Source organism: Streptomyces sp. NPDC050534, assembly GCF_044457745.1.
Taxonomy (GTDB): domain Bacteria; phylum Actinomycetota; class Actinomycetes; order Streptomycetales; family Streptomycetaceae; genus Streptomyces.
This window is the reverse complement of sequence record NZ_JBITHF010000002.1, coordinates 831,792-854,569: the sequence shown is the minus strand read 5'-3', so window position 1 is coordinate 854,569 and position 22,778 is coordinate 831,792. Positions and strand designations below refer to the sequence as shown.

The window sequence follows — 22,778 nt, the reverse complement described above, 5'->3', positions numbered from 1 at the left end:
CTCACTTCGCCGGCATCTGCTGCTGGGCCTTCTCGAGCTTCGCCTTCACCGAGTCGGTGGTGACCGCGCGTCCGGCGGCCGCGTCGGCGAACAGGTCCTTGACCGCCGTACCGACCGCGGTCTCGAACTGCGACTCGTCGGCGACCTGCGGCAGCGCCGATGCGCTCGTCGCGAGGGTCTGCTTCAGCACGGCGTTGGAGGCGGAGTTGAACGCGGCGTCCGACTGCGCGCCCTTGACCGGCGGGATGGAGCTGTAGGCCGTGTTGAGGATCTTCTGCTCGGCGTCACTGGTCATGAACTTCACGAACTTCGTGGCGCCGTCCATGTTGTGGCTGTTCTTGAAGACGGCGAGGTTGATGCCCGCGACCATCGAGTTGACCTGGGCACCGGTGCCCGGAGCGCCGGACTGCACGGGCACGGGCGCGATGCCGTACGAACTCTCGCTCATGCCCTGCGACTTGAGGTTGGCGGCGGCCGACTGCCACAGCAGCATGGCCTGCTTGCCCTTGGCGAAGTCGCTCACCGACTGGTTCTGCGCGTACTCGGCGTCGCCGGTCGGGATGACCTTGTCCTTGGCCATCAGGTCGACGTACTGCTTGACCGCGTCGACCACCTTGGGGTTGGTGAAGTCGGGCTTGCCGTCGGCGGTGAAGAAGTCGCCGCCGTGCTGCTTGGCGAAGACGAAGACGTGGTGGATGTTCTCCGAGACGTTGGCGCCCTCGGCGCCCAGCGGCGACTTGCCCTTCGCCTTGATCTTCTTGCCGTCCGCGATCAGCTCGTCCCAGGTGGCCGGCGGCTTGCTGATGCCGGCGTCGGCGAAGATCTGCTTGTTGTAGTAGAGGGCGTAGGCCATCGAGTACAGCGGGACCGCGGCCGGGTCCTTGCCCTCGGCGCCCGTCGAGCCGAGGGCCGAGTCCACGAAGCGGTCCTTGCCGCCGATCTTGCCGAAGTTCTTGGCGTCCCACGGCAGCAGGGCACCGGTGGCCTGCAGCGAGGCGCTCCACGTGTTGCCGATGTTCAGGACGTCGGGGCCCTGCCCGGAGGTGGTCGCGGTGAGGATCCGGTTGAGCAGGTCGGACCAGGGGACGACCTCCAGCTTGACCTTGATGCCCGTCTGCTTCTCGAACTTGTCGAGTTCGGGCTGCAGGACCTTCTTGTCCACGGCGATGCTCGCGCCCTGGTTGGAGGCCCAGTAGGTGAGCGTCTTCGGCGAGTCGTTGGAACCGCCGCCGCTGGACGAACCGCCTCCGCAGGCCGTGGCGGCTAGGGCGAGTGACATGGTGACGGCGCCTACGGCCGCGGCTCGGATGCTGCGCATGGCTCTGGGTGTCCCTTCAGGGGTTGCACTCACGTCTTAATTTAGGACGTGAGTTAAACCTCAGGAGATGGCCTAGTCAAGGGGTGCGGCAACGCTTGTGGAACTCCGGTCGTACCCCTTGACGCACTCCTTCGGATAGTTGAAGCATTCACCGGCGAGAGAGCGCTCCCAAAGCCCCACCCCGTTCACTTCCTGAACAGGAGAGCCGCCACATGCCCCTGCCTGACATAGGCCGTAGAACCGTCCTCGGCGCCGCAGCCGCCTCCGCGCCGGTGGTGCTGGGCCTGTCCGCCCCGGCCTCCGCCGCCCCGCGGCCGAAGAAACGGCCGAAGAAGCCGCGCCTCCTGCCCGGTGGCGGCGACCTCGGCCCGAACGTCCTGGTCTTCGACCCGTCCACGGCCGGCATCCAGGCCAAGCTGGACGAGGTCTTCAAGCAGCAGGAGTCCGCCCAGTTCGGCACCGGCCGCTACGCCCTGCTCTTCAAGCCCGGCTCGTACAGCGGCCTCAACGCCCAACTCGGCTTCTACACCTCCATCGCGGGCCTCGGCCTCTCCCCCGACGACACGACCATCAACGGGGACGTCACGGTCGACGCGGGCTGGTTCAACGGCAACGCCACGCAGAACTTCTGGCGTTCGGCGGAGAACCTGGCCCTGGTCCCGGCGAACGGCACCAACCGGTGGGCGGTCGCGCAGGCGGCCCCGTTCCGCCGTATGCACGTCCGCGGCGGCCTCAACCTCTCGCCCACGGGCTACGGTTGGGCCAGCGGCGGCTACATCGCCGACAGCCGCGTCGACGGCCAGGTCGGGCCGTACTCGCAGCAGCAGTGGTACACCCGCGACAGCGCGATCGGCAGCTGGCTCAACGGCGTGTGGAACATGGTGTTCTCGGGCGTCGAGGGCGCCCCCGCGCAGAGCTTCCCCAACCCGCCGTACACCACGCTCGACACCACCCCGGTCTCCCGTGAGAAGCCCTTCCTGCACCTCAGCGGCAGCGAGTACCGCGTCTTCCTGCCGGAGAAGAGGACGAACGCCCGCGGAGTGACCTGGGGCAACGGCACGCCCAGGGGCACGTCGCTGCCGCTGTCGCGGTTCTACGTCGCCAAGCCGGGCGTCACCGCGGCGACCCTCAACCAGGCGCTCGCTCAAGGACTTCACCTGCTGCTGACGCCGGGCGTCTACCACCTCGACCAGCCGATCCAGGTCACCAGGCCCAACACCGTGGTCCTGGGCCTGGGTTACGCAACGCTCGTACCCGACAACGGGGTTACGGCCCTCAGGGTCTCCGACGTCGACGGCGTACGCCTGGCGGGATTCCTCATCGACGCCGGGCCGGTCAACTCCGCCACCCTGCTGGAGGTCGGCCCGAAGGGCGCCTCCAAGGACCACTCCGCCAACCCGACCACCGTCCAGGACGTGTTCGTGCGCATCGGCGGCGCGGGCGCCGGCAAGGCCACCACCAGCATGGTCATCAACAGCAGGCACACCATCGTCGACCACACCTGGGTATGGCGCGCCGACCACGGCACGGGCGTCGGCTGGGACACCAACCGGGCCGACTACGGCATCGTCGTCAACGGTGACGACGTGCTCTGCACCGGCCTGTTCGTGGAGCACTTCAACAAGTACGACGTGCAGTGGAACGGCCAGCGGGGCCGCACGATCTTCTTCCAGAACGAGAAGGCCTACGACGCCCCGAACCAGGCCGCGATCCAGAACGGCTCGGTGAAGGGCTACGCCGCCTACAAGGTCGGCGACTCGGTCACCGCGCACGAGGGCTGGGGGCTGGGAAGTTACTGCTACTACAACGTCGACCCGACGATCGTGCAGCACAACGGCTTCGCCGCGCCGAACAAGCCGGGGGTGAAGTTCCACAACCTGCTGGTGGTCTCGCTGGGCGGACAGGGCCAGTACGAGCACGTCATCAACGAGACCGGCGCGCCGACGTCGGGCACGTCGACGACACCGTCCACGGTGGTGTCCTACCCGTGAGCCGAGGGCGGCCCCGTCCGTATGAGGACGGGGCCGCCCCGCCGGTCACCGCACCGGCCTCACGAACGGCGACCGGTCACTTCACCGACGCCCCTGCCGGCGCCGACTCCGCTGCCGGCGCCGGCGCGTAACCGGCCGGCCGGGCCGTGAACGTGCCGCGGCCCTGTGTCCGGCTGCGCAACCGCGTCGCGTAGCCGAAGAGTTCGGCCAGCGGGACGGATGCCGTGACGAGCGCCGCGCCACCGCTTGCCGTGGAGCCGGAGACCCGGCCGCGACGGGCGGCGAGGTCGCCGAGCACGCCGCCGACGGCGTCCTCGGGCACGGTGACCGTGACCTCGACGACCGGCTCCAGGAGGACCATCGCGCAGGCGCGCAGCGCCTCGCGCAGACCGAGCCTGCCCGCCGTGCGGAAGGCGGTCTCCGAGGAGTCCTTCACATGGGTCGCCCCGTCGGTGAGGGTGACCCGCAGCCCGGTCACCGGGTGCCCGCCGAGGGGTCCCTCGGCGAGGGCGTCCCGGCAGCCGGCCTCGACCGCGCGGACGTACTCCTGCGGCACCCGGCCACCGACGACGGCCGAGCGGAACTCGAACCCGCCGTCGAGCGGCTCGACATCGAGGACGACATGGGCGAACTGCCCTGCCCCACCGTCCTGTTTGACGTGCCGGAAGACCAGCCCGGACACCCCGCGGCCGACCGTCTCACGGTAACTCACCCTGGGACGCCCGACGTTGACCTCCAGCCCGTGGGAGAGCCGGAGCTTCTCCGCCGCCACCTCGAGGTGCAGTTCACCCATCCCGGACAGCACCGTCTGGCCCGTCTCGGGATCCGTCCGCACGACCAGCGACGGGTCCTCCTCGGCCAGCCGCGCGAGGGCCGACACCAGCTTGTCGGTGTCGGCGGCCCGGCGCGCCTCGACCGCCACGGACACCACCGGCTCGGTGACGCCGGGAGGTTCGAGGACGAGCGGCGCCCCGGGATCGCAGAGGGTCGAGCCGGCGCGGGCGGACTTCAGCCCGATCACGGCGACGATGTCCCCGGCGACCGCACGGTCCACCTGTGCGTGCCGGTCGGCCTGCACCCTGAGGATTCGCCCGATCCGCTCGCTGCGGCGCGCACCCGCGTCCCACACGGTATCCCCCTTCCCGATCGTTCCCGAATAGACCCGCAGGTACGTCAGCCGCCCCGTCGAGGTGGCGTTCACCTTGAACGCCAGCGCCGCGAACGGCGCCTGCGGATCGGCCGCCCGCTCCTGCTCCGTACCGTCGTGCACGCCGCGGACGGCGGGCACGTCGAGCGGCGAGGGCAGGTACGAGACCACCGCGTCGAGCAGCGGCTCGATGCCGCGGTTACGGTAGGCCGAACCGCACAGCACCACCACGCCGTCGCCGGTGCGCGTCACGTCGCGCAGGGCGGCGGCCAGCGTCGGCGCGGAGAGGGCCGACCGCGCGCAGAACTCCTCCAGCGCACCGGTGTGCAGTTCCGCCACCGCCTCCTCCAGGAGCCGCCGACGCCGCCGCGCCTCCTCGCGCAGCTCCTCCGGCACCGGCCCCTCCACGGCCGTGTCACGGCCGTCGGCCCAGACCAGCGACCGCATGCGGACGAGGTCGACGACACCCCTGAAGGCGTCCTCCGCGCCGATGGGCAACTGCACGGCCAGCGGCGCCGGATGCAGCCGTTCACGGATCGAGGCGACGGCCGCGTCGAGGTCGGCGCCGGCGCGGTCCAGCTTGTTGACGAACGCGATCCGCGGCACGCCGTGCCGGTCCGCCTGCCGCCACACGGACTCGCTCTGCGGCTCCACCCCGGCCACCGCGTCGAACACCGCGACGGCACCGTCCAGCACACGGAGCGAACGCTCGACCTCGTCGGCGAAGTCCACGTGTCCCGGGGTGTCGATCAGATTGATCCGGTGGCCGTCCCAGGCACAACTGACCGCCGCGGCGAAGATGGTGATGCCACGGTCGCGCTCCTGCGGGTCGTAGTCGGTGACGGTGGTGCCGTCGTGCACCTCGCCGCGCCGGTGCGTGGTGCCGGTGGCGTACAGGATCCGCTCGGTGACGGTGGTCTTGCCCGCGTCGACGTGGGCGAGGATGCCGAGGTTGCGGACGACGGCGAGCGTGTTGGAGGTGGTGTTGGTGTTGGTGCGCACGGCCCGTTGGCCTTTCTGGTGATCGGTGATCATCGTCGATGATCGAAGAATCGAAAAAGGGCAGCGCGATTCCGGGCGAACGGCCTCGATTACGGGGGCAGTTGACCACTGCAGGCCGCGTCAGACGTTCGTCACGGGCATCCGGTACCGGCCGCGCGGCGGGCACCGGACGGCCGGGGACACGAGGATCACCTCGTACTGCGAGCAGGGGACGACGACATCGGTGCGGTAGCGCACAGCCGTCCTCCTCACTCGTGCCGCACGTCACGACGACGCACGGTGCGTGGCGAGTGTAGGGAACGCGGAGGGGGCGGGGCACCGGATTTTCCAGCGGTACGCAGCCGGTGAACTTTCCTGGAACGGCCGGAACTTATCCGCCGTGCCGCAAGTTTCCACGATGCTGTAGATCTCTTACGACCACCGACAACATGGAGTTCTCATGGCCCTGTGGGACCGCATCAAGGAATCCGCGTCGACGATGCAGACCCAGCTCGTGGCGAAGAAGAACGATCTGAAGAGCGGTGCCTTCCGCGACGCGAGCATGGCGATGTGCGCCCTGGTCGCCGCGGCGGACGGCACCATCGACCCGGCCGAGCGGCAGCGCGTGGCCCAGTTGATCGCCACCAACGAGGTCCTGCAGAACTTCCCCGCCGACGATCTGCGCCGCCGTTTCGAGGAGAACCTGAACAAGCTGACGACCGACTTCGCCTTCGGCAAGGTCAGCGTGCTCCAGGAGGTCGCCAAGGCGAAGAAGAAGCCCGCCGAGGCCCGTGCCGTCATCCAGATCGGCATCGTCATCGGCGGTGCCGACGGCGACTTCGACAAGACGGAGCAGGCCGTCGTGCGGGAGGCGTGCTTCACGCTCGACCTGCCCCCGCACGAGTTCGACCTCTGATCCGCCGGCCGGCGGCCCTCTGGCGCGCTACAACGGGGTCGCCGCCTTGGGGATCGGGAACATGGTGAACGCCGCGCTCGCCGAGGACATGGCGGAGAGGGCGGCACCGGCGGCCACCGTCCCTGCGTCGCGGCGGCGTACCCGGTGACGGTCACAGCGGCAGGGTCGCGCAGGCGACCGCCGGGTGTGGGCGAGGGTGCCGTCGGGACGCTCGCGGACTCGGCCCGCGGGCACCGGTTCCGGGGCGGCCCGCAGGGCGGCGAGCACCTGGGCCTCCGGTTCGCCCGGCCCCCGCCGGCGAATCAGCCGCTCCGTCGTCGTGAGATGCCCGGCAGGGGTTTACGCGGCAGAGAATCGGTCAGGCGCGTGGGATGTCCCATCCTCAGACCACAGCCGCACCTCAGGCAAGACAGTCCCCCGAGGCCACAGGTTCCCCTCGGGGCTGGCGCCAAAAGCGGCCGGAACGGCGCGACGCGTACTACGACAACGCGAAGTACCTGGCGATCGTGCTGGTGGCGATGGGGCATTCGTGGGAGCCGCTGCGCGACGGAAGCCGGACCGTCACCGCGCTCTACAACTTCGTCTACGCCTTCCACATGCCGGCGTTCATCGTCATCTCCGGCTACTTCTCCCGCGGCTTCGACGCGAGTCCGGCGAAGATCAAACGCCTGGTCACGGGCGTCCTGGTGCCGTACGTCGTCTTCGAGACGGCGTACACCCTCTTCACCCGCTGGACCGACGGCGTCCCGGACCGGCCCATCACGCTGCTGGACCCCCTGTATCTGACGTGGTTCCTGATCGCGCTGTTCGTCTGGCGGCTGACGACGCCGATCTGGAGGACCGTGCGGTGGCCGCTGCCGGTGGCGCTCGTGATCGCGATGCTGGCGTCCGTCTCGCCGTCCATAGGCAACGACCTCGATCTCCAGCGTGTGCTGCAGTTCCTGCCCTACTTCGTGCTCGGCCTGTGCCTGCGGCCGGAGCACTTCCGGCTGCTGCGCCGCTGGCGGGTGCGCACGCTGGCCGTGCCGGTGCTCGCCGGTGCGCTCGCCGTGTCGTACTGGGCGGCCCCGCGCATGACCGGCGCCTGGTTCTTCCACCGCGACAGCGCCCAGGAGCTGGGCGCGCCCGCCTGGTACGGGCCCCTGATGACGCTCGCCGGCTTCGGCTGCTCGATGGTCCTGGTCGCCTGCTTCCTGTCCTGGGTGCCGGGCCGCCGCCTGTGGTTCACCGCGCTGGGCGCGGGCACGCTCTACGGGTATCTGCTGCACGGCTTCCTCGCCCAGGGCTCGAAGTTCTGGGGCTGGTACGACCCCACCTGGATCCACGGCCCGCTCGGCGAGATCACCGTGACGCTCGTCGCCGGCGCGGTGGTGACCGTTCTGTGCACACCGCCGGTCCGGCGGATCTTCCGTTTCGTGATCGAGCCGGGGATGGACTGGGCGTTCCGACGGAACCCGCAGGAACTGCGGCTGTCCTGAGGAGCCGCCCACCCCGGCCGGCCGGGTCGCTACCGGATCCTGCGTTCCGCGCCGGCCCAGGCCCGATCGCGCAGGACGAACTTCTGGATCTTGCCGGTGGACGTCTTGGGCAGTTCTCCGAACACCACGTGCTTGGGTGCTTTGAACCGGGCCAGCCGGGTCCGGACGAACTCGATGATCTCGGCCTCGGTGGCCTCGGCGCCGTCCAGCAGGCTCACGTACGCGGCAGGCACCTCCCCCCACCGCTCGTCGGGTACCGCGACGACCGCGACCTCCGAGACGGCCGGATGGTCGGCGATGACCTGCTCGACCTCGACCGAGGCGATGTTCTCCCCGCCGGAGATGATCACGTCCTTGCTGCGGTCGCGCAGTTCGACGTATCCGTCCGGGTGGACGACACCGAGGTCGCCGGTGCGGAACCAGCCGTCCGGTGCGGCCCTCCTGGTGGCCTCCTCGTCCTTGAAGTAGCCGAGCATGAGGTTGTTGCCGCGCAACGAGATCTCCCCCACCGACGTCCCGTCCGCGGGAACGTCGGAACCGTCCCCGGCGATCACGCGCACCGCGCACGAGATCATGTTGCCGACGCCCTGGCGCGCCTTGAGACGGGCCCGGGCCTGGTCGTCGAGGGTGTTCCACTCCGGGCGCCAGTCGCAGATCATGGCCGGGCCGAACGTCTCGGTCAGCCCGTACAGATGCGTGACGTCGAAGCCCAGTTCCCCCATCCGCCGCAGGATCGCCGGGGACGGCGGCGCGCCGCCGGTCGCGACCTTCACCGTCTGCGCGAGCGGCGAGGCGTCCGGCGCGTGGGCGAGCATCGACAGCACCGTCGGGGCGCCCTCGAGGTGAGTCACTCCCTCCGTGTGCAACAGCCGCCACACCTCGGCGGGTTCGACCTTCGGCAGGCATACGTGCGTGGCCGCCGCCGCGGTCACCGCCCACGGGAAGCACCAGCCGTTGCAGTGGAACATCGGCAGGGTCCACAGGTGCACCGCGGACGGCGACAGCCCGGTGTGCCCCACCATGGCCAGCGACTGCAGATAGGCGCCCCGATGGTGGTACATCACGCCTTTGGGCCGTCCGGTCGTCCCGGACGTGTAGTTGATCGACAGCAGAGACCGCTCGTCCTCCGGACGGATCGCGGTCGGGGTCGCGCCGGCCAGCAGGCGCTCGTACTGCTCCCCCGCCCGGATCCGGTGCGGGGGCTCGGGCAGGTCGGCGACCGCGGCGTCGGCCAAGTCGTCGAAAAGGGGGTCGTGCACCAGCACCGACGCCTCGCAGTGGCGCAGGATGTAGGCGATCTCGCCGGCCGACAGCCGGGTGTTGACGGCCACCAGCGGGACACCGGCCCACGGCACCCCGAAGTTCGCCTCCAGCAGTACGTGCGTGTTGGGCGCGAGCACCGCGACCGGCCGGCCCTGCGCGAGAGGTGCCAGCACGCCGGCCAGCCGGCGGCAGCGGTCGTGGAACTCCGTGTACGACCAGCGCCGGTCGCCGTCCACGACCGCGATCCGCTCTCCGTGCGCCGCCGCGGCCCGGTCCAGATACGACACGGGGGTGAGCGGCTCGAACGACAGGGCCGAGGCAGGCCCCCACTCCGGTTCGATCATCGGTTCCGGCCCTCCGCTCGCGTCAGCGAAACGCGAAAGACCCCTGATCAACAGGGGTCTTGGCTGGTGTCCGAGGGGGGACTTGAACCCCCACGCCCGATAAAGGGCACTAGCACCTCAAGCTAGCGCGTCTGCCATTCCGCCACCCGGACGAGGTGTCTGCCGCCTTGACGGGGGGTGTTCCCCGCGGCGACACGGACAACAATACCAAGGTTTCGCAGTGCCCTTCACCTGCATATCCGCGTGCTTCCCGGGTGCCTGTCCCGGCCGCGGCGACGCGCTTTCGGCCGGCCGGGAAGGCCGGCCGAAAGCGCGTCACCAACGGTGATCGGGCCGTTACGGCCGTCGGCCGTCCGTCACGGCATGAGGTGGTAGTCCGGGAAGTTCCCGGGCAGCCGCTCCCCCGCCGGCCCCTGGGTCACGGCTCGGACGAGGAGTTCGCCGCCGACGAAGGCGCCCCGCCAGGACGCCCCGAAGCCGCCGAACAGTTCGTCCCGGTCACCGCGGGAGCGGGCCTTGCCGTGTCCTGTCTTGAACGCGCGGATCTGCGGGGCCAGCCGGTCGAAGGTGGACCGGTCGTCCGTGGACAGGGTGGCCACGAGCGCGCCGTTGGAGGCGTTCATCGCGGCGAGCAGCTCCGCCTCCGTGTCGACCAGGACGATCGTGTCGACCGGGCCGAACGGCTCCGCGTGGTGCAGCGGTGACGACGGCGGCGGATTGAGGAGCGTGACCGGCTGGACGTACGCCGAGGTGTCCTGGCCGGGCAGGAAGCGGGCCTCGTCCTCACCGGCGCGGTGCAGCGGGACCGCGCCGCGCGCGATGGCCTCGGCGATCTGGTCGCGCAGCTCCTTGGCCTTGGCGGCGTTGATGACCGGCCCGAAGTCCAGCTGCGGATACGGGTCGTCGGGCCGCTCGACGGCGAGCGGGTGGCCGACCTTCAGGGTGCGCACCGCCGGGAGGTACGCCGCCAGGAAGTCGTCGAACAGCTGCCGCTGGACGACGAAGCGCGGGTACGCCGTGCAGCGCTGCTTGCCGTAGTCGAAGAGCTTGGGGATCACCGCGCCGAGCGCGTCCCAGTCCGAGTAGTTCCAGATGCCCCAGGTGTTGAGTCCTTCCTGTTCGAGCACGTGGCGCTTGCCGAGGTCGGCGACGGCCGTGGCCACCGCGGCGCCGGTGTCGCGGCCTCCGACGAAGGAGACGCAGCCGATCTCCGGCGCCCGCACCAGCGCCTGGGACAGCTCACCCCCGCTGCCGCTGACCAGAGTGGCCGGGATCCCCTCCCCCGCGGCGAGCGCGCAGGCCAGGGTGAGACACGCGACGCCGCCGTCGGTCGGGGTCTTGGCGATCACCGCGTTGCCGGCCAGGGCCTGGACCAGCATGGCGTGGACGAGCACGCTCATCGGATAGTTCCAGCTCGCGATGTTGGAGACCGGGCCGTCCAGCGGGGCCCGGCCGTCGAGCATCGGCTCGATGCCGTCGACGTACCAGCGCACGCCGTCGATCGCCCGGTCGACGTCCGCCTGCGCGAGCCGCCAGGGCTTGCCGATCTCCCAGACGAGCAGCAGGGCGAGGAGTTCGCGGTGCTGGGTGAGCGCGTCGAGGGTGGCCGCGACGCGGGCGCGGCGTTCCTCGAGGGGGACGTGCCGCCAGGCGCGGTGCTGGTCGAGCGAGGCGCGGACGGCCTGGTGCGCGGTGTCGCGGTCCAGGCGGGGCGGGCCGGCGATGGGGCTGCCGTCGACGGGGCTGGTGCCGGGCAGCGCCCGGCCGTCCGCCTTCCAGCCGGAGCCCCAGAGGTTGAGGACGCGGTCGTCCCGGAACGCCTCGGGGGCGACGCGGAGGCAGCGCTGCCAGGCGTCCTGCCAGGACGTACCGGCTTTGAGCGTCCGGGAGTTGGTGGTGAGGGTCGATGCCATTCGGTTGCTCCGCTCTCGGTGCACAGTCGGGGGCGGGGATTGCGTGGCTCAGTTCGACTATGAGCGACCTATCGCTGCTCTTCGAGACGTGAGAGCACAAGTTTCGCCGTCTCCGTCGGTGTGCTTCCCACACTGACCCCGACCGCCTCAAGCGCCTCCTTCTTCGCCTGCGCGGTGCCGGAGGAACCGGACACGATCGCGCCGGCGTGCCCCATCGTCTTGCCCTCGGGCGCGGTGAAGCCGGCGATGTAGCCGACCACGGGCTTGGTGACGTGTTCCTGGATGTAGGCCGCCGTCCGCTCCTCGGCGTCGCCGCCGATCTCACCGATGAGGACGATGAGTTCGGTGTCGGGGTCGTCCTGGAAGGCGGCCAGGCAGTCGATGTGGGTGGTGCCCACGACCGGGTCGCCGCCGATGCCGACACAGGTGGAGAAGCCGATGTCCCTCAGCTCGTACATGAGTTGGTAGGTGAGCGTGCCCGACTTCGACACCAGGCCGATACGGCCGGGCTTGGTGATGTCGGACGGGATGATGCCCGCGTTGGACTGTCCCGGAGTGATCAGGCCCGGGCAGTTGGGGCCGATGATCCGTGTGCCTTTCGACTTCGCGTACGTGTGGAAGGCGACGGAGTCGTGGACGGGGATGCCCTCGGTGATGACGACCGCCAGGCCGATGCCGGCGTCGGCGGCCTCGATGACGGCGGCCTTGGCGAAGGCGGGCGGCACGAAGACGACGGTGACGTCGGCGCCGGTGGCGTGGATGCCCTCGGCGACCGACCCGAAGACGGGGACGGCCCGGTGGTCGAAGTCGACGCTGTGGCCGGCCTTGCGCGGGTTGACGCCGCCGACGACGTTCGTGCCGGCCGCGAGCATCCGCCGGGTGTGCTTCATGCCCTCGCCGCCGGTCATGCCCTGGACGAGAACCTTGCTCTCCTTGGTGAGATAGATGGCCATGTCGTCCCGTCTCCTCAGTTGGCGGTGGCGAGTTGGGCGGCCCGGGCGGCGGCGCCGTCCATGGTGGTGGCCTGCTGCACCAGTGGGTGGGCGCGCTCGTCGAGGATGGCGCGGCCGCGTGCCGCGTTGTTCCCGTCGAGCCGCACCACCAGCGGCTTGGTCAACTGCACGGCGTCCAGCGCCTGCACGATGCCGTCGGCGACCGCGTCGCAGGCGGTGATCCCGCCGAAGACGTTGACGAAGACCGACTTCACGGCCGGGTCGGAGAGGATGACGGACAGCCCGTCGGCCATGATCTGGGCGGAGGCCCCGCCGCCGATGTCGAGGAAGTTGGCGGGGCGGGCGCCGCAGCCCGCGACCACGTCGAGGGTCGACATGACCAGGCCGGCGCCGTTGCCGATGATGCCGACCTCGCCGTCCAGCTTGACGTAGTTGAGGCCCTTGGCGGCGGCCGCCGCCTCCAGCCTGTCGTCGTGCTCCACGCCCTCGGCGCCCCAACGCGCCTGCCGGAAGCGGGCGTTGTCGTCCAGGGTGACCTTGCCGTCGAGTGCCAGGATCTGGCCCTGTTCCGTACGCACGAGCGGGTTGACCTCGACGAGCAGCGCGTCCTCCCGGACCAGCACCTGCCACAGCCGTACGAGCACGTCGACGGTCTGCGGCGGCAGGCCCGCCGCCTCCGCGATCTCGCCCGCCTTCGCCGAGGTCACGCCCTCGGCCGGGTCGATCGGGATGCGGGCCACCGCTTCCGGACGACTGGCGGCGACCTCCTCGATCTCCATGCCGCCCTCGGCGGAGGCGATCGCGAGGAACGTGCCCGCCGCCCGGTCGAGCACGTAGGAGACGTAGTACTCGGTCTCGATGTCCACGGGCTGCGCCAGCATCACCCTGCCGACCGTGTGGCCCTTGATGTCCATGCCGAGGATGTGCCGTGCGGTGAGCTCCGCGGCGGCCGGATCGGCAGCCAGTTTCACCCCGCCCGCCTTGCCTCGTCCGCCTGTCTTGACCTGGGCTTTCACCACCACTCGCCCGCCCAGCCTGCGGGCGATCTCGCGTGCTTCCTTGGGCGAGTCGGTGACCTCCGCCCTCGGCACCACGATGCCGTGCTCCTCGAAGAGTTCTCTTGCCTGGTGTTCGTACAGGTCCATTTCGGCTCCTGTCTTAAAAGTGCCGCACGCCCCCTGGACACCACCCACCGGATGCGGGATAACAAGGTTCATACAGTATTCGTCGACTGTATGCAATGTACCGCGAGAGCAGTTCAACCCCCTACGAAGGGACAGGACTTCGCCATGCCCGACGACACCCAGGACGTGATTTCCGGCGGTCATCTGGTGGCCAAGGCCCTCAAGGCCGAGGGAGTCGACCGCATCTACACGTTGTGCGGCGGCCACATCATCGACATCTACGACGGCTGCGTCGACGAGGGCATCGAGGTCGTCGACGTCCGCCACGAGCAGGTCGCCGCGCACGCCGCCGACGGTTACGCCCGGCTCACCGGCAAGCCGGGCTGCGCGGTGGTCACCGCCGGCCCGGGGACGACGGACGCCGTCACCGGTGTCGCCAACGCCTTCCGTGCGGAGTCACCGATGCTGCTGATCGGCGGCCAAGGGGCCCTCACCCAGCACAAGATGGGGTCGCTGCAGGACCTGCCGCACGTCGACATGATGACGCCGATCACCAAGTTCGCGGCGGCCGTGCCGGACACGGCGCGCGCCGCGGACATGGTGTCGATGGCGTTCCGCGAGTGCTACCACGGCGCGCCCGGCCCCTCCTTCCTGGAGATCCCGCGCGACGTGCTGGACGCCAAGGTGCCGGTGGAGAAGGCGCGCGTGCCGAAGGCCGGCGCCTACCGCGCCTCGACCCGCTCGGCCGGCGACCCCGAGGCCGTCGAGAAGCTCGCCGACCTGCTGGTGCACGCCGAGAAGCCGGCCATCCTGCTCGGCAGCCAGGTCTGGACGACCCGCGGCACCGAGGCGGCCATCGACCTCGTGCGCACCCTGAACATCCCGGCGTACATGAACGGTGCAGGCCGTGGCACCCTCCCGCCCGGCGACCCGCACCACTTCCAGCTGTCGCGCCGCTACGCCTTCTCCAACGCCGACGTCATCGTCATCGTCGGCACGCCTTTCGACTTCCGCATGGGCTACGGCAAGCGGCTCTCGCCGGACGCGACCGTCGTGCAGATCGACCTCGACTACCGCACCGTCGGCAAGAACCGCGACATCGACCTCGGCATCGTCGGCGACGCCGGACTCGTCCTGAAGTCGGTGACCGAGGCCGCCTCCGGACGCGTCAACGGCGGTGCCGCCAAGCGCAAGGAGTGGCTCGACGAGCTGCGCACCGCCGAGCAGGCCGCCATCGAGAAGCGGCTGCCCAGCCTGAGGTCGGACGCCTCACCGATCCACCCGTACCGCCTGGTCAGCGAGATCAACGACTTCCTGACCGAGGACTCGATCTACATCGGTGACGGCGGCGACATCGTCACCTTCTCCGGGCAGGTCGTGCAGCCCAAGTCCCCCGGGCACTGGATGGACCCGGGGCCGCTCGGCACCCTCGGCGTCGGCGTCCCCTTCGTGCTCGCGGCCAAGCAGGCGCGGCCCGACAAGGAGGTGGTGGCCCTCTTCGGCGACGGCGCCTTCTCCCTCACCGGCTGGGACTTCGAGACCCTCGTCCGCTACGACCTCCCCTTCGTCGGCATCGTCGGCAACAACTCCTCCATGAACCAGATCCGTTACGGCCAGGCGCAGAAGTACGGCCTGGAGCGCGAGCGGATCGGCAACACCCTCGGCGACGTCCACTACGACAAGTTCGCCCAGATGCTGGGCGGTTACGGCGAGGAGGTGCGCGACCCCGCCGACATCGGCCCCGCGCTGCGCCGCGCCCGCGAGTCGGGCAAGCCGTCGCTGATCAACGTCTGGGTCGACCCGGACGCGTACGCCCCCGGAACCATGAACCAGACCATGTACAAGTGAGGTGACCTGGTGACCACGGAGATCATTTCGACCTCGCAGCCGACCAAGGCGCTGGCCGGCGTCCGCGTCCTCGACATGACCCACGTCCAGTCCGGGCCCTCCGCGACCCAGTTGCTGGCCTGGCTCGGCGCGGACGTGATCAAGCTGGAGGCGCCGACCGGAGACATCACGCGCAAGCAGCTGCGCGATCTGCCGGACGTCGACTCCCTCTACTTCACGATGCTCAACTGCAACAAGCGGAGCATCACCCTCAACACCAAGACCGAGCGTGGCAAGGACATCCTGACCGAGCTGATCCGGCGCTCCGACGTCATGGTCGAGAACTTCGGGCCGGGCGCGGTCGACCGCATGGGCTTCACCTGGGACCGCATCCAGGAGATCAATCCTCGGATCGTCTATGCCTCCATCAAGGGGTTCGGCGAGGGCCCGTACACCAACTTCAAGGCGTACGAGGTCGTCGCGCAGGCCATGGGCGGATCGATGTCGACCACCGGTTTCGAGGACGGACCGCCGCTGGCTACGGGGGCCCAGATCGGGGACTCGGGCACGGGCGTCCACGTGGTGGCGGGGATCCTCGCGGCGCTGTTCCAGCGCGAGCACACCGGGCGCGGCCAGCGGGTGAACGTGGCCATGCAGCACGCTGTGCTCAACCTCTGCCGGGTGAAGCTGCGCGATCAGCAGCGCCTGGCCCACGGCCCGCTCGCTGAATATCCCAACGAGGACTTCGGCACCGAAGTTCCCAGGTCGGGCAACGCCTCCGGCGGCGGTCAGCCAGGCTGGGCGGTGCAGTGCGCGCCGGGCGGCCCGAACGACTACGTGTACGTCATCGTCCAGCCCGTCGGCTGGAAGCCCATCAGTGAGCTGATCGGCAGGCCGGAATTGGCGGAGGACCCCGAGTGGGCGTCGCCGGAGGCCCGCCTGCCCAAGCTCGGCAAGATGTTCCAGCTGATCGAGGAGTGGTCCTCGACCCTGCCCAAGTGGGAGGTGCTGGAGCGGCTGAACGCCCACAACATCCCGTGCGGGCCGATCCTCTCCACCAGGGAGATCATCGAGGACCGGTCGCTGGTCGCCAACGAGATGGTCGTCACCGTGCCGCACCCCGAGCGCGGCGAGTTCACCACGGTCGGCAGCCCGCTGAAGCTGTCCGACTCCCCCGTCGAGGTGACCAGTTCACCGCTGCTCGGCGAGCACAACGAAGAGGTCTACGTCGGCGAGCTCGGCCTCGGCGACGAGGAGCTGCGCCTGCTCAAGTCGAACGGAGTGATCTGACGTGATGGCGGAAGACCGGGAGCTGAGGGTGCGGTCGCTCCTCGACACTGTGCGGGCCGAGGGGCGGACCGCGCTGACCGCGCCCGAGGGCAAGGTGATCGCCGACGCGTACGGCATCGCGGTACCGGGAGAGGAGCTGGCCACCGACGTCGATGAGGCCGTCTCGTACGCGGCGCGCTTCGGCGGGCCCGTCGTGATGAAGATCGTCTCGCCGGACATCCTGCACAAGACGGACGCCGGTGGTGTGATCGTCGGTGTCGAGGGCGCCGCGGACGTACGGGCCGCGTTCCACAAGATCGTCGAGAACGCGCGGGCGTACGACGCCCAGGCGCGTATCGAGGGCGTGCAGGTCCAGGAGCTGCTGCCGCAGGGGCAGGAGGTCATCGTCGGCGCGGTCACCGACCCGACCTTCGGGAAGGTCGTCGCCTTCGGGCTCGGCGGGGTGCTCGTCGAGGTCCTCAAGGACGTCACGTTCCGGCTGGCGCCGGTGAGCGCCGACGAGGCGATGTCCATGCTGGACTCGATCCGGTCGGCGGAGATCCTGCACGGGGTGCGCGGCGCCCCGGCCGTGGACCGGTGGGCGATCGCCGAGCAGATCCGCAGGGTGTCGCAACTGGTGGCGGACTTCCCGGAGATCGCCGAGGTCGACCTCAACCCGGTGATCGCGACCCCGGAAGGTGCCGTCGCCGCCGACATCCGCGTGATCCTCGCCGAGAAGCAGCCGGCCCCGCGCAGGAAGTACACGCGCGAGGAGATCCTCACCTCGATGCGGCGCCTGATGCAGCCCGCCTCGGTCGCCGTGATCGGCGCCTCCAACGAGCAGGGCAAGATCGGCAACTCGGTGATGCGCAATCTCATCGACGGCGGCTTCTCCGGAGAGATCCATCCGGTGAACCCCAAGGCCGATGACATTCTGGGCCGCAAGGCGTACAAGAGTGTCACGGACGTTCCCGGTGAGGTGGATGTGGCGGTCTTCGCTATCCCCGCCAAGTTCGTGGCCTCGGCCCTGGAGGAGGTGGGACGCAAGAACATCCCCAATGCCGTGCTGATCCCCTCCGGCTTCGCGGAGACCGGCGAGCACGAACTCCAGGAGGAGATCGTCGCGATCGCCGAGCGGTACGGCGTCCGCCTCCTCGGTCCGAACATCTACGGCTACTACTCCACGTGGCAGGACCTGTGCGCCACGTTCTGCACGCCGTACGACGTCAAGGGCGGGGTGGCGCTGACCTCGCAGTCCGGCGGCATCGGCATGGCCATCCTGGGCTTCGCCCGCACCACGAAGACGGGTGTGTCGGCGATCGTGGGCCTCGGCAACAAGTCGGACCTTGACGAGGACGACCTGCTGACCTGGTTCGGCGAGGACCCCCACACCGAGTGCATCGCGATGCACCTGGAGGACCTCAAGGACGGGCGCGCCTTCGTGGAGGCCGCGCGCGCGACCGTGCCGAAGAAGCCGGTCGTGGTGCTGAAGGCGGGCCGTACGGCGGCGGGCGCGAAGGCCGCCGGCTCGCACACCGGGGCGCTCGCGGGCGACGACGCCGTCTACGACGACATCCTCAGGCAGGCCGGCGTCATCAGGGCGCCCGGGCTGAACGAGATGCTCGAGTACGCGCGCGCGTTGCCGGTGCTTCCCGTTCCCAAGGGCGACAACATCGTGATCATCACCGGGGCGGGCGGCAGCGGGGTGCTGCTGTCGGACGCGGTGACCGACAACGGCCTGTCCCTGATGGAGATTCCGGAGGACCTGGACGCGTCCTTCCGGAAGTTCATCCCGCCCTTCGGGGCCGCGGGCAACCCGGTCGACATCACCGGGGGCGAGCCGCCGTCGACGTACGAGGCGACGATCCGGCTGGGCCTGGAGGACCCGCGCATCCACGCTCTCGTCCTCGGCTACTGGCACACGATCGTGACTCCCCCGATGGTCTTCGCGGAGCTCACCGCGCGCGTGGTGGCCGAGTTCCGGGAGCGCGGCATCGAGAAGCCCGTGGTGGCCTCGCTCGCGGGCGACGTCGAGGTCGAGGAGGCCTGCCAGTACCTCTACGAGCGCGGGGTCGTGGCGTACCCGTACACGACCGAGAAGCCGGTGGACGTGCTCGGCGCCAAGTACCGCTGGGCCAGGGCGGCGGGACTGTTGGGGGGCGGTTCATGAGGTGAGTCGAAGCGGGGCCGGCCGGCAGTGCGGCCGGTCGGCCCCGGGACCCGTGCGCACGCGAAATGCATTGGACAGGGGGCGCTGGCCAGAGCTTTCGACGCAAGGGGCACTGAGCAAATGACAACCACCCACTATCCGTCCGTCCCCTGTAGGGAGGTGACGGACCGCAAAGGCCGCGTGTATCGGGTCGGCGAATCGGATGTCGATCTGATGGGCCGAACACGCACATTGATGGTCGTCCTGCCCTGGGTGGGCATGACGGGCATCAGCTCCGCCGAACTCGCATGCGCGTCGGCGGGGGGCACGCTCCACGAGGCGCAGGCGTGGAGCGGCGGGCACATCTTCCGGCTGCTGGGCGTCTGGGTCTTCTTCCAGGCGGCTACGGCCTACCCCGCCGGACTGCTGCGGGAGAGCGGCAGGCTCCCCGCCCGTACGGCGATGTCCCTCGGCGCCGTCGGCGCGCTGCTGGGCTACCTGTGGCTGACGGTCGTACCGGACATGGCGGTCTCCCAGATCGGATTCGGCGTCCTGAGCGGCATCGGCGCCGGACTTGTGGTGGCGACCTGCCTGAACACGGCCGGCAAGTGGTACCCGGAGCGAAAGGGCTTCAGGACGGGCTTCGTGAGCGGCGGTTTCGCCTGCGGGTCCGTGCCCTTCGCCGTCCTGGTTGCCTCGGGCCTCGACCTGGGGGCCCACCGGGCGGTGCTCGCGGCCGCGGGCATCGGGCTGTGCCTGGTGGTGGCCGCGGCCGGCCGCTCTCTCGAGGACCCGCCGAAGAACTGGTGGCCGGCCCACGTGGATCCGCTGCGGCTGACCGGCGACCCGAAGGCCCGCCGGGCACTGCGGAGGAACCCGCCGGCGGTCAGGCAGTACACCGTGAAGGAGGCCGTCCGCACTCCCGTCCTGTGGAGGATGTGGCTCTGCCTGCTGTGCACGGCCGGCGTCAGCGTGTACGGCATCGCGGTCCTGGTGCCGTTCGGCGACGAGTCCGGCTTCACGGGCCGGTCCCTGGCCACGGCGGTGGCCCTGACGGCCGTCGCGTACGGCACCGGAAGCGCTGCCGCCGGCTGGATCTCCGACCGCTGGGGACGCCGCAACACGCTCATCGCCGTCTGCGTCGTCCTCGGCACGGCACAGTTCGGCGTGCTGGTCTCCGGCCAGGCGGGCAGCATGCCGCTCCTGCTGCTCTGCTCCGTCGTCTGCGGTCTCGGCGGCGGGGCGGTCCTCCCCCTGTTCGCGGCCATGACGGCGGACCACTTCGGTGAGAACAACAACGCCACCATCCACGGGCTGCTCCACGGCTCGGCGCTGATCGCCGGGCTCGTCGCCACGGGCGTGGCCGCGCTCGTCGTCGGCACGTGGGACTACCACGGCGCATTCGTCCTGGCCGGCTCCATCGGCCTGGCCTCCGCAGTACCGGCCCTCTTCCTGAAATCCCCGGGCAGGCCCGACGCCCGGCGCATCGTCCCCAACCCGCACCCGCTCGGCGAGGAGATGTCCCTGACATGACCGCGGACCCGATAGCAACAGGCAGCTCGCCGGCAGAGCCCGGCGCCGCAAACCGTCCCTACCGAGAGGTCAAAGACTCCCACGGCCGTGTCTACCGCGTCGGCGAGACCGACAGGGACATCCTCGGCCACTCCCGCAAGTTCATGGTGTATCTCCCGTGGGCCGCCATGATGGCCATCAGCGTCTCCGAGTACGCGTACGGCTCCGCGGAGGACACCCTGTCCTCGGCGCACGGCTGGACGCAGAGCAACACCTTCTGGATCCTGAGCGTCTGGGTGTTCTTCCAGGCAGGCATCGCCTTCCCGGCCGGCTGGCTGCGCGAGCGCGGCATCCTCACCGCGCGCCGGGCCATGTACACCGGCGCGGCGATGTGTCTGGTCGGCTTCCTGGCCCTGTCCCACCTCGACAACGTGATGCTGGCCATCCTGGGCTTCGGTGTGGTCGGCGGTCTGGGCTCGGGCCTGATCTACGCCACTTGCATCAACATGGTCGGCAAGTGGTTCCCCGAACGGCGCGGCGCGAAGACGGGCTTCGTCAACGGCGGCTTCGCCTACGGCTCGCTGCCGTTCATCTTCATCTTCAACTACGCCTTCGACACCGGGAACTACAACGAGGTGCTCGACCTGATCGGCGTCTACGTGCTGATCGCGGTGGCCGTCTGCGCCTACTTCTTCAAGGACCCGCCGAAGAACTGGTGGCCCGCGGACATCGACCCGCTGTCCTTCTCCGGCAACACCAAGAGCGCGCACAGCCTGGCCAAGAACCCCCCGGCGGTGCGGCAGTTCACGCCGAAGGAGGCCATCAGGACCGGCATGCTCCCGCTGATGTGGATCACCATCGTCATGACGGCCGGTGTGTCGATCTTCGGCATCTCCTTCCAGGTCGACTTCGCCAAGGAGGCTGGCTTCGGCCCGCTGGTCGCGGCCTCCTCGATGGGTGTCATGGCCGTCATCAACGGAGTCGGCCGGGCCGTGGTCGGCTGGCTGTCGGACCTGTGGGGCCGCAAGCTGACCCTGGTGTTCGTCATCCTGGTCCTGGGCCTCGCCCAGTTCGGCGTCATCTGGGCCGGTGACATGAAGAACGAGTGGCTGTTCCTGTTCTTCGCCTTCCTCTCCGGCTTCGGCGGCGGCGCCTTCTACCCGATGTTCGCCGCCCTCACCCCGGACTACTTCGGTGAGAACTACAACGCCACCAACTACGGCCTGGTGTACAGCGGCAAGCTGGTCAGCGGCCTGTTCGGCGGCGGTCTGGGCTCCATGGTGGTCGCGGCCTGGGGCTACAACGGGGCGTACGCCCTGGCGGGCGGCGTCTCGATGATCGCGGCGGCGATCGCACTGCTCCTGCGCCAGCCCGGGCGCAGCAGCAGGGACGCGCTGACTCCGCAGCCGCAGCCCGCGAGCTGACGGCACGCGCGCGTGAGGAGGCCCTCCCCGGATGCGGGGAGGGCCTCCTCACATGTGCGCCCGGTGCTCCCGAGAGGGCCGTCAGCACTTCTCGCGCAGGCTGTGCAGATACTCGCTGGAGCGGCGCGCGAACGTGAACGACTCGGTGGGCTGGTCGTGTTCGGTCTGCCAGTGGTGTGCGAGGCGTTCGCCGCGCAGCCGGGTCACGGCGGACATGAACTTCTGGTAGTCGATGTCGCCGTCACCGACGTCGACCATGCGGTAGCCGAACTGGTTCGACGGATCGCTCACGCCGTCCTTGACGTGGAAGAGCGGATAGCGGTGGGGCTGCTTGAGCACGTAGTCGAGGGGCTCGAAGGGTGCGGCGCTGCCGTCGGGGCGCTTGGAGAAGCGGAACTGGCCCGCGTACGCCCAGAAGATGTCCATCTCCAGGTAGACCAGGCCGGGGTCGGTCTCGGCGAGCAGCACGTCGTAGAGGCGGACCTTGGGGTCGTCGGTGGCAAAGCCGAACTCGTCGGAGTGGTTGTGCTGGTAGAACTTCATGCCGCGCGCCTTCGCCGCCGCGCCGTAGGTGTTGAACTCCTCGGCGGCCCGCTTCCAGGCGTCGACGGTGTTGCCGTAGCGGCCCGGGCCCGAGGCGGTGCCGATGTGCTTGAGGCCGAGGGCCTCGGCGTCGTCGAGGACCTTGGTGAGGTTCTGGGCGAACGTGTAGGCGCTGGGGTCGCCGGAGGAGTAGCCGACGTGGCTGCCGATCGGGTTCAGTCCGTGGTTCTTCGCCAGCCGCCTGAGCTGGGCCAGGGTGATCGGGCCCGTGCCCTGGGTGTATCCGGCGAACTCGATCTCGTCGTACCCGTACTTCTCCAGCTCGGTGAAGACGGCCGCGAAGCCCAGCGAGGCGACCTTGTCGCGCAGGCTGTAGAGCTGCACGCCGAGCCGGCCGGGCGGCAGGACGGGACGTCCGCGGCCGGCGGCGGAGGTGCCGGCCGCGGCGGCGGGGGTCGAGGCTGCGCCGAGCAGGGCGGCGGCGGTGGCGCCCGCGGCCACGCCGAGCATGCCTCGTCTGGTGAGGCGGTGGGCGAGTTCGGGGTCCGTCTGAGAGGTGCGGCTCATGCCTGGAACTCCTCGGTGTCGGAGGGCGTTGTCAGAGGTGAGTGCTTCACTTGTGACCA

15 protein-coding genes and 1 tRNA gene are annotated in these 22,778 nt (G+C 69.9%); 8 read left to right on the top strand and 8 right to left on the bottom strand.

Going from position 1 to position 22,778, the window contains the following annotated elements:
* Window position 1: 1 nt before the first annotated feature.
* Window positions 2-1,318: an ABC transporter substrate-binding protein gene (locus ACIBN2_RS09570; RefSeq protein ID WP_399133662.1), complete on the bottom strand. Its 1,317-nt coding sequence runs from the start codon at window positions 1,316-1,318 to the stop codon at window positions 2-4.
* Window positions 1,319-1,530: 212 nt separating this feature from the next.
* Here ACIBN2_RS09570 and ACIBN2_RS09565 point away from each other — a divergent pair, with 212 nt between their 5' ends.
* Entirely contained in the window at window positions 1,531-3,309 is a 1,779-nt protein-coding gene (locus ACIBN2_RS09565; RefSeq protein WP_399133660.1) for a coagulation factor 5/8 type domain-containing protein, read from the top strand.
* A 76-nt stretch (window positions 3,310-3,385) separates the two neighbouring features.
* Here the strand turns inward: ACIBN2_RS09565 and fusA are convergent, their stop codons facing one another.
* Window positions 3,386-5,491, bottom strand: coding sequence for an elongation factor G (gene fusA / locus ACIBN2_RS09560; RefSeq protein ID WP_399133659.1), 2,106 nt, complete (start codon window positions 5,489-5,491; stop codon window positions 3,386-3,388).
* A gap of 406 nt (window positions 5,492-5,897) precedes the next feature.
* Here fusA and ACIBN2_RS09555 point away from each other — a divergent pair, with 406 nt between their 5' ends.
* Window positions 5,898-6,353, top strand: coding sequence for a tellurite resistance TerB family protein (locus ACIBN2_RS09555; protein ID WP_384261047.1), 456 nt, complete (start codon window positions 5,898-5,900; stop codon window positions 6,351-6,353).
* A gap of 371 nt (window positions 6,354-6,724) precedes the next feature.
* Complete coding sequence (locus ACIBN2_RS09550; RefSeq protein WP_399133658.1) at window positions 6,725-7,831, top strand: acyltransferase family protein; 1,107 nt, start codon at window positions 6,725-6,727, stop codon at window positions 7,829-7,831.
* 29 nt (window positions 7,832-7,860) lie between these two features.
* On the opposite strand, the gene ACIBN2_RS09545 is transcribed toward ACIBN2_RS09550, so the two are convergent.
* The 5 genes from ACIBN2_RS09545 to sucC all read right to left on the bottom strand — a co-directional run bounded on the left by ACIBN2_RS09545 (window position 7,861) and on the right by sucC (window position 13,449).
* Window positions 7,861-9,438, bottom strand: a complete 1,578-nt coding sequence (locus ACIBN2_RS09545) for an AMP-binding protein (RefSeq protein WP_399133657.1) — start codon at window positions 9,436-9,438, stop codon at window positions 7,861-7,863.
* Between the two features lie 64 nt (window positions 9,439-9,502).
* A tRNA-Leu gene (locus ACIBN2_RS09540) sits at window positions 9,503-9,590 on the bottom strand.
* A 204-nt stretch (window positions 9,591-9,794) separates the two neighbouring features.
* Window positions 9,795-11,351, bottom strand: coding sequence for an aldehyde dehydrogenase family protein (locus ACIBN2_RS09535; RefSeq protein ID WP_399133656.1), 1,557 nt, complete (start codon window positions 11,349-11,351; stop codon window positions 9,795-9,797).
* A gap of 68 nt (window positions 11,352-11,419) precedes the next feature.
* Window positions 11,420-12,304, bottom strand: coding sequence for a succinate--CoA ligase subunit alpha (gene sucD, locus ACIBN2_RS09530; protein WP_399133655.1), 885 nt, complete (start codon window positions 12,302-12,304; stop codon window positions 11,420-11,422).
* Window positions 12,305-12,318: 14 nt separating this feature from the next.
* A complete protein-coding gene (gene sucC / locus ACIBN2_RS09525; protein WP_399133654.1) occupies window positions 12,319-13,449 on the bottom strand; it encodes an ADP-forming succinate--CoA ligase subunit beta in 1,131 nt (376 codons plus the stop codon).
* 144 nt (window positions 13,450-13,593) lie between these two features.
* On the opposite strand from sucC, the gene ACIBN2_RS09520 reads away from it, so the two are divergent.
* From ACIBN2_RS09520 to ACIBN2_RS09500, 5 genes are all read left to right on the top strand, one after another.
* Entirely contained in the window at window positions 13,594-15,276 is a 1,683-nt protein-coding gene (locus ACIBN2_RS09520; RefSeq protein WP_399133653.1) for a thiamine pyrophosphate-binding protein, read from the top strand.
* A 9-nt stretch (window positions 15,277-15,285) separates the two neighbouring features.
* The gene (gene frc / locus ACIBN2_RS09515; RefSeq protein ID WP_399133652.1) at window positions 15,286-16,545 is read left to right on the top strand and encodes a formyl-CoA transferase; all 1,260 of its coding nucleotides are present in this window, start codon (window positions 15,286-15,288) and stop codon (window positions 16,543-16,545) included.
* Window positions 16,546-16,549: 4 nt separating this feature from the next.
* A complete protein-coding gene (locus tag ACIBN2_RS09510) occupies window positions 16,550-18,694 on the top strand; it encodes an acetate--CoA ligase family protein (protein WP_399133970.1) in 2,145 nt (714 codons plus the stop codon).
* A 120-nt stretch (window positions 18,695-18,814) separates the two neighbouring features.
* Complete coding sequence (locus ACIBN2_RS09505) at window positions 18,815-20,206, top strand: OFA family MFS transporter (RefSeq protein WP_399133651.1); 1,392 nt, start codon at window positions 18,815-18,817, stop codon at window positions 20,204-20,206.
* Window positions 20,203-21,609: an OFA family MFS transporter gene (locus tag ACIBN2_RS09500; RefSeq protein ID WP_399133650.1), complete on the top strand. Its 1,407-nt coding sequence runs from the start codon at window positions 20,203-20,205 to the stop codon at window positions 21,607-21,609. Before ACIBN2_RS09505 ends, ACIBN2_RS09500 begins: the two co-directional genes overlap by 4 nt.
* Window positions 21,610-21,690: 81 nt before the next feature.
* Here ACIBN2_RS09500 and ACIBN2_RS09495 read toward each other — a convergent pair whose 3' ends face one another.
* Window positions 21,691-22,719, bottom strand: a complete 1,029-nt coding sequence (locus ACIBN2_RS09495) for a sugar phosphate isomerase/epimerase family protein (protein WP_399133649.1) — start codon at window positions 22,717-22,719, stop codon at window positions 21,691-21,693.
* Between the last annotated feature and the right edge of the window lie 59 nt (window positions 22,720-22,778).

Excerpts from the sequence above, each read along its gene's own strand:
- ACIBN2_RS09570 (WP_399133662.1), bottom strand. The coding sequence starts at position 1,318 with ATGCGCAGCATCCGAGCCGCGGCCGTAGGCGCCGTCACCATGTCACTC.
- ACIBN2_RS09565 (WP_399133660.1), top strand. The coding sequence starts at position 1,531 with ATGCCCCTGCCTGACATAGGCCGTAGAACCGTCCTCGGCGCCGCAGCC.
- fusA (WP_399133659.1), bottom strand. The coding sequence starts at position 5,491 with ATGATCACCGATCACCAGAAAGGCCAACGGGCCGTGCGCACCAACACC.
- ACIBN2_RS09555 (WP_384261047.1), top strand. The coding sequence starts at position 5,898 with ATGGCCCTGTGGGACCGCATCAAGGAATCCGCGTCGACGATGCAGACC.
- ACIBN2_RS09550 (WP_399133658.1), top strand. The coding sequence starts at position 6,725 with ATGTCCCATCCTCAGACCACAGCCGCACCTCAGGCAAGACAGTCCCCC.
- ACIBN2_RS09545 (WP_399133657.1), bottom strand. The coding sequence starts at position 9,438 with ATGATCGAACCGGAGTGGGGGCCTGCCTCGGCCCTGTCGTTCGAGCCG.
- ACIBN2_RS09535 (WP_399133656.1), bottom strand. The coding sequence starts at position 11,351 with ATGGCATCGACCCTCACCACCAACTCCCGGACGCTCAAAGCCGGTACG.
- sucD (WP_399133655.1), bottom strand. The coding sequence starts at position 12,304 with ATGGCCATCTATCTCACCAAGGAGAGCAAGGTTCTCGTCCAGGGCATG.
- sucC (WP_399133654.1), bottom strand. The coding sequence starts at position 13,449 with ATGGACCTGTACGAACACCAGGCAAGAGAACTCTTCGAGGAGCACGGC.
- ACIBN2_RS09520 (WP_399133653.1), top strand. The coding sequence starts at position 13,594 with ATGCCCGACGACACCCAGGACGTGATTTCCGGCGGTCATCTGGTGGCC.
- ACIBN2_RS09510 (WP_399133970.1), top strand. The coding sequence starts at position 16,550 with ATGGCGGAAGACCGGGAGCTGAGGGTGCGGTCGCTCCTCGACACTGTG.
- ACIBN2_RS09505 (WP_399133651.1), top strand. The coding sequence starts at position 18,815 with ATGACAACCACCCACTATCCGTCCGTCCCCTGTAGGGAGGTGACGGAC.
- ACIBN2_RS09500 (WP_399133650.1), top strand. The coding sequence starts at position 20,203 with ATGACCGCGGACCCGATAGCAACAGGCAGCTCGCCGGCAGAGCCCGGC.
- ACIBN2_RS09495 (WP_399133649.1), bottom strand. The coding sequence starts at position 22,719 with ATGAGCCGCACCTCTCAGACGGACCCCGAACTCGCCCACCGCCTCACC.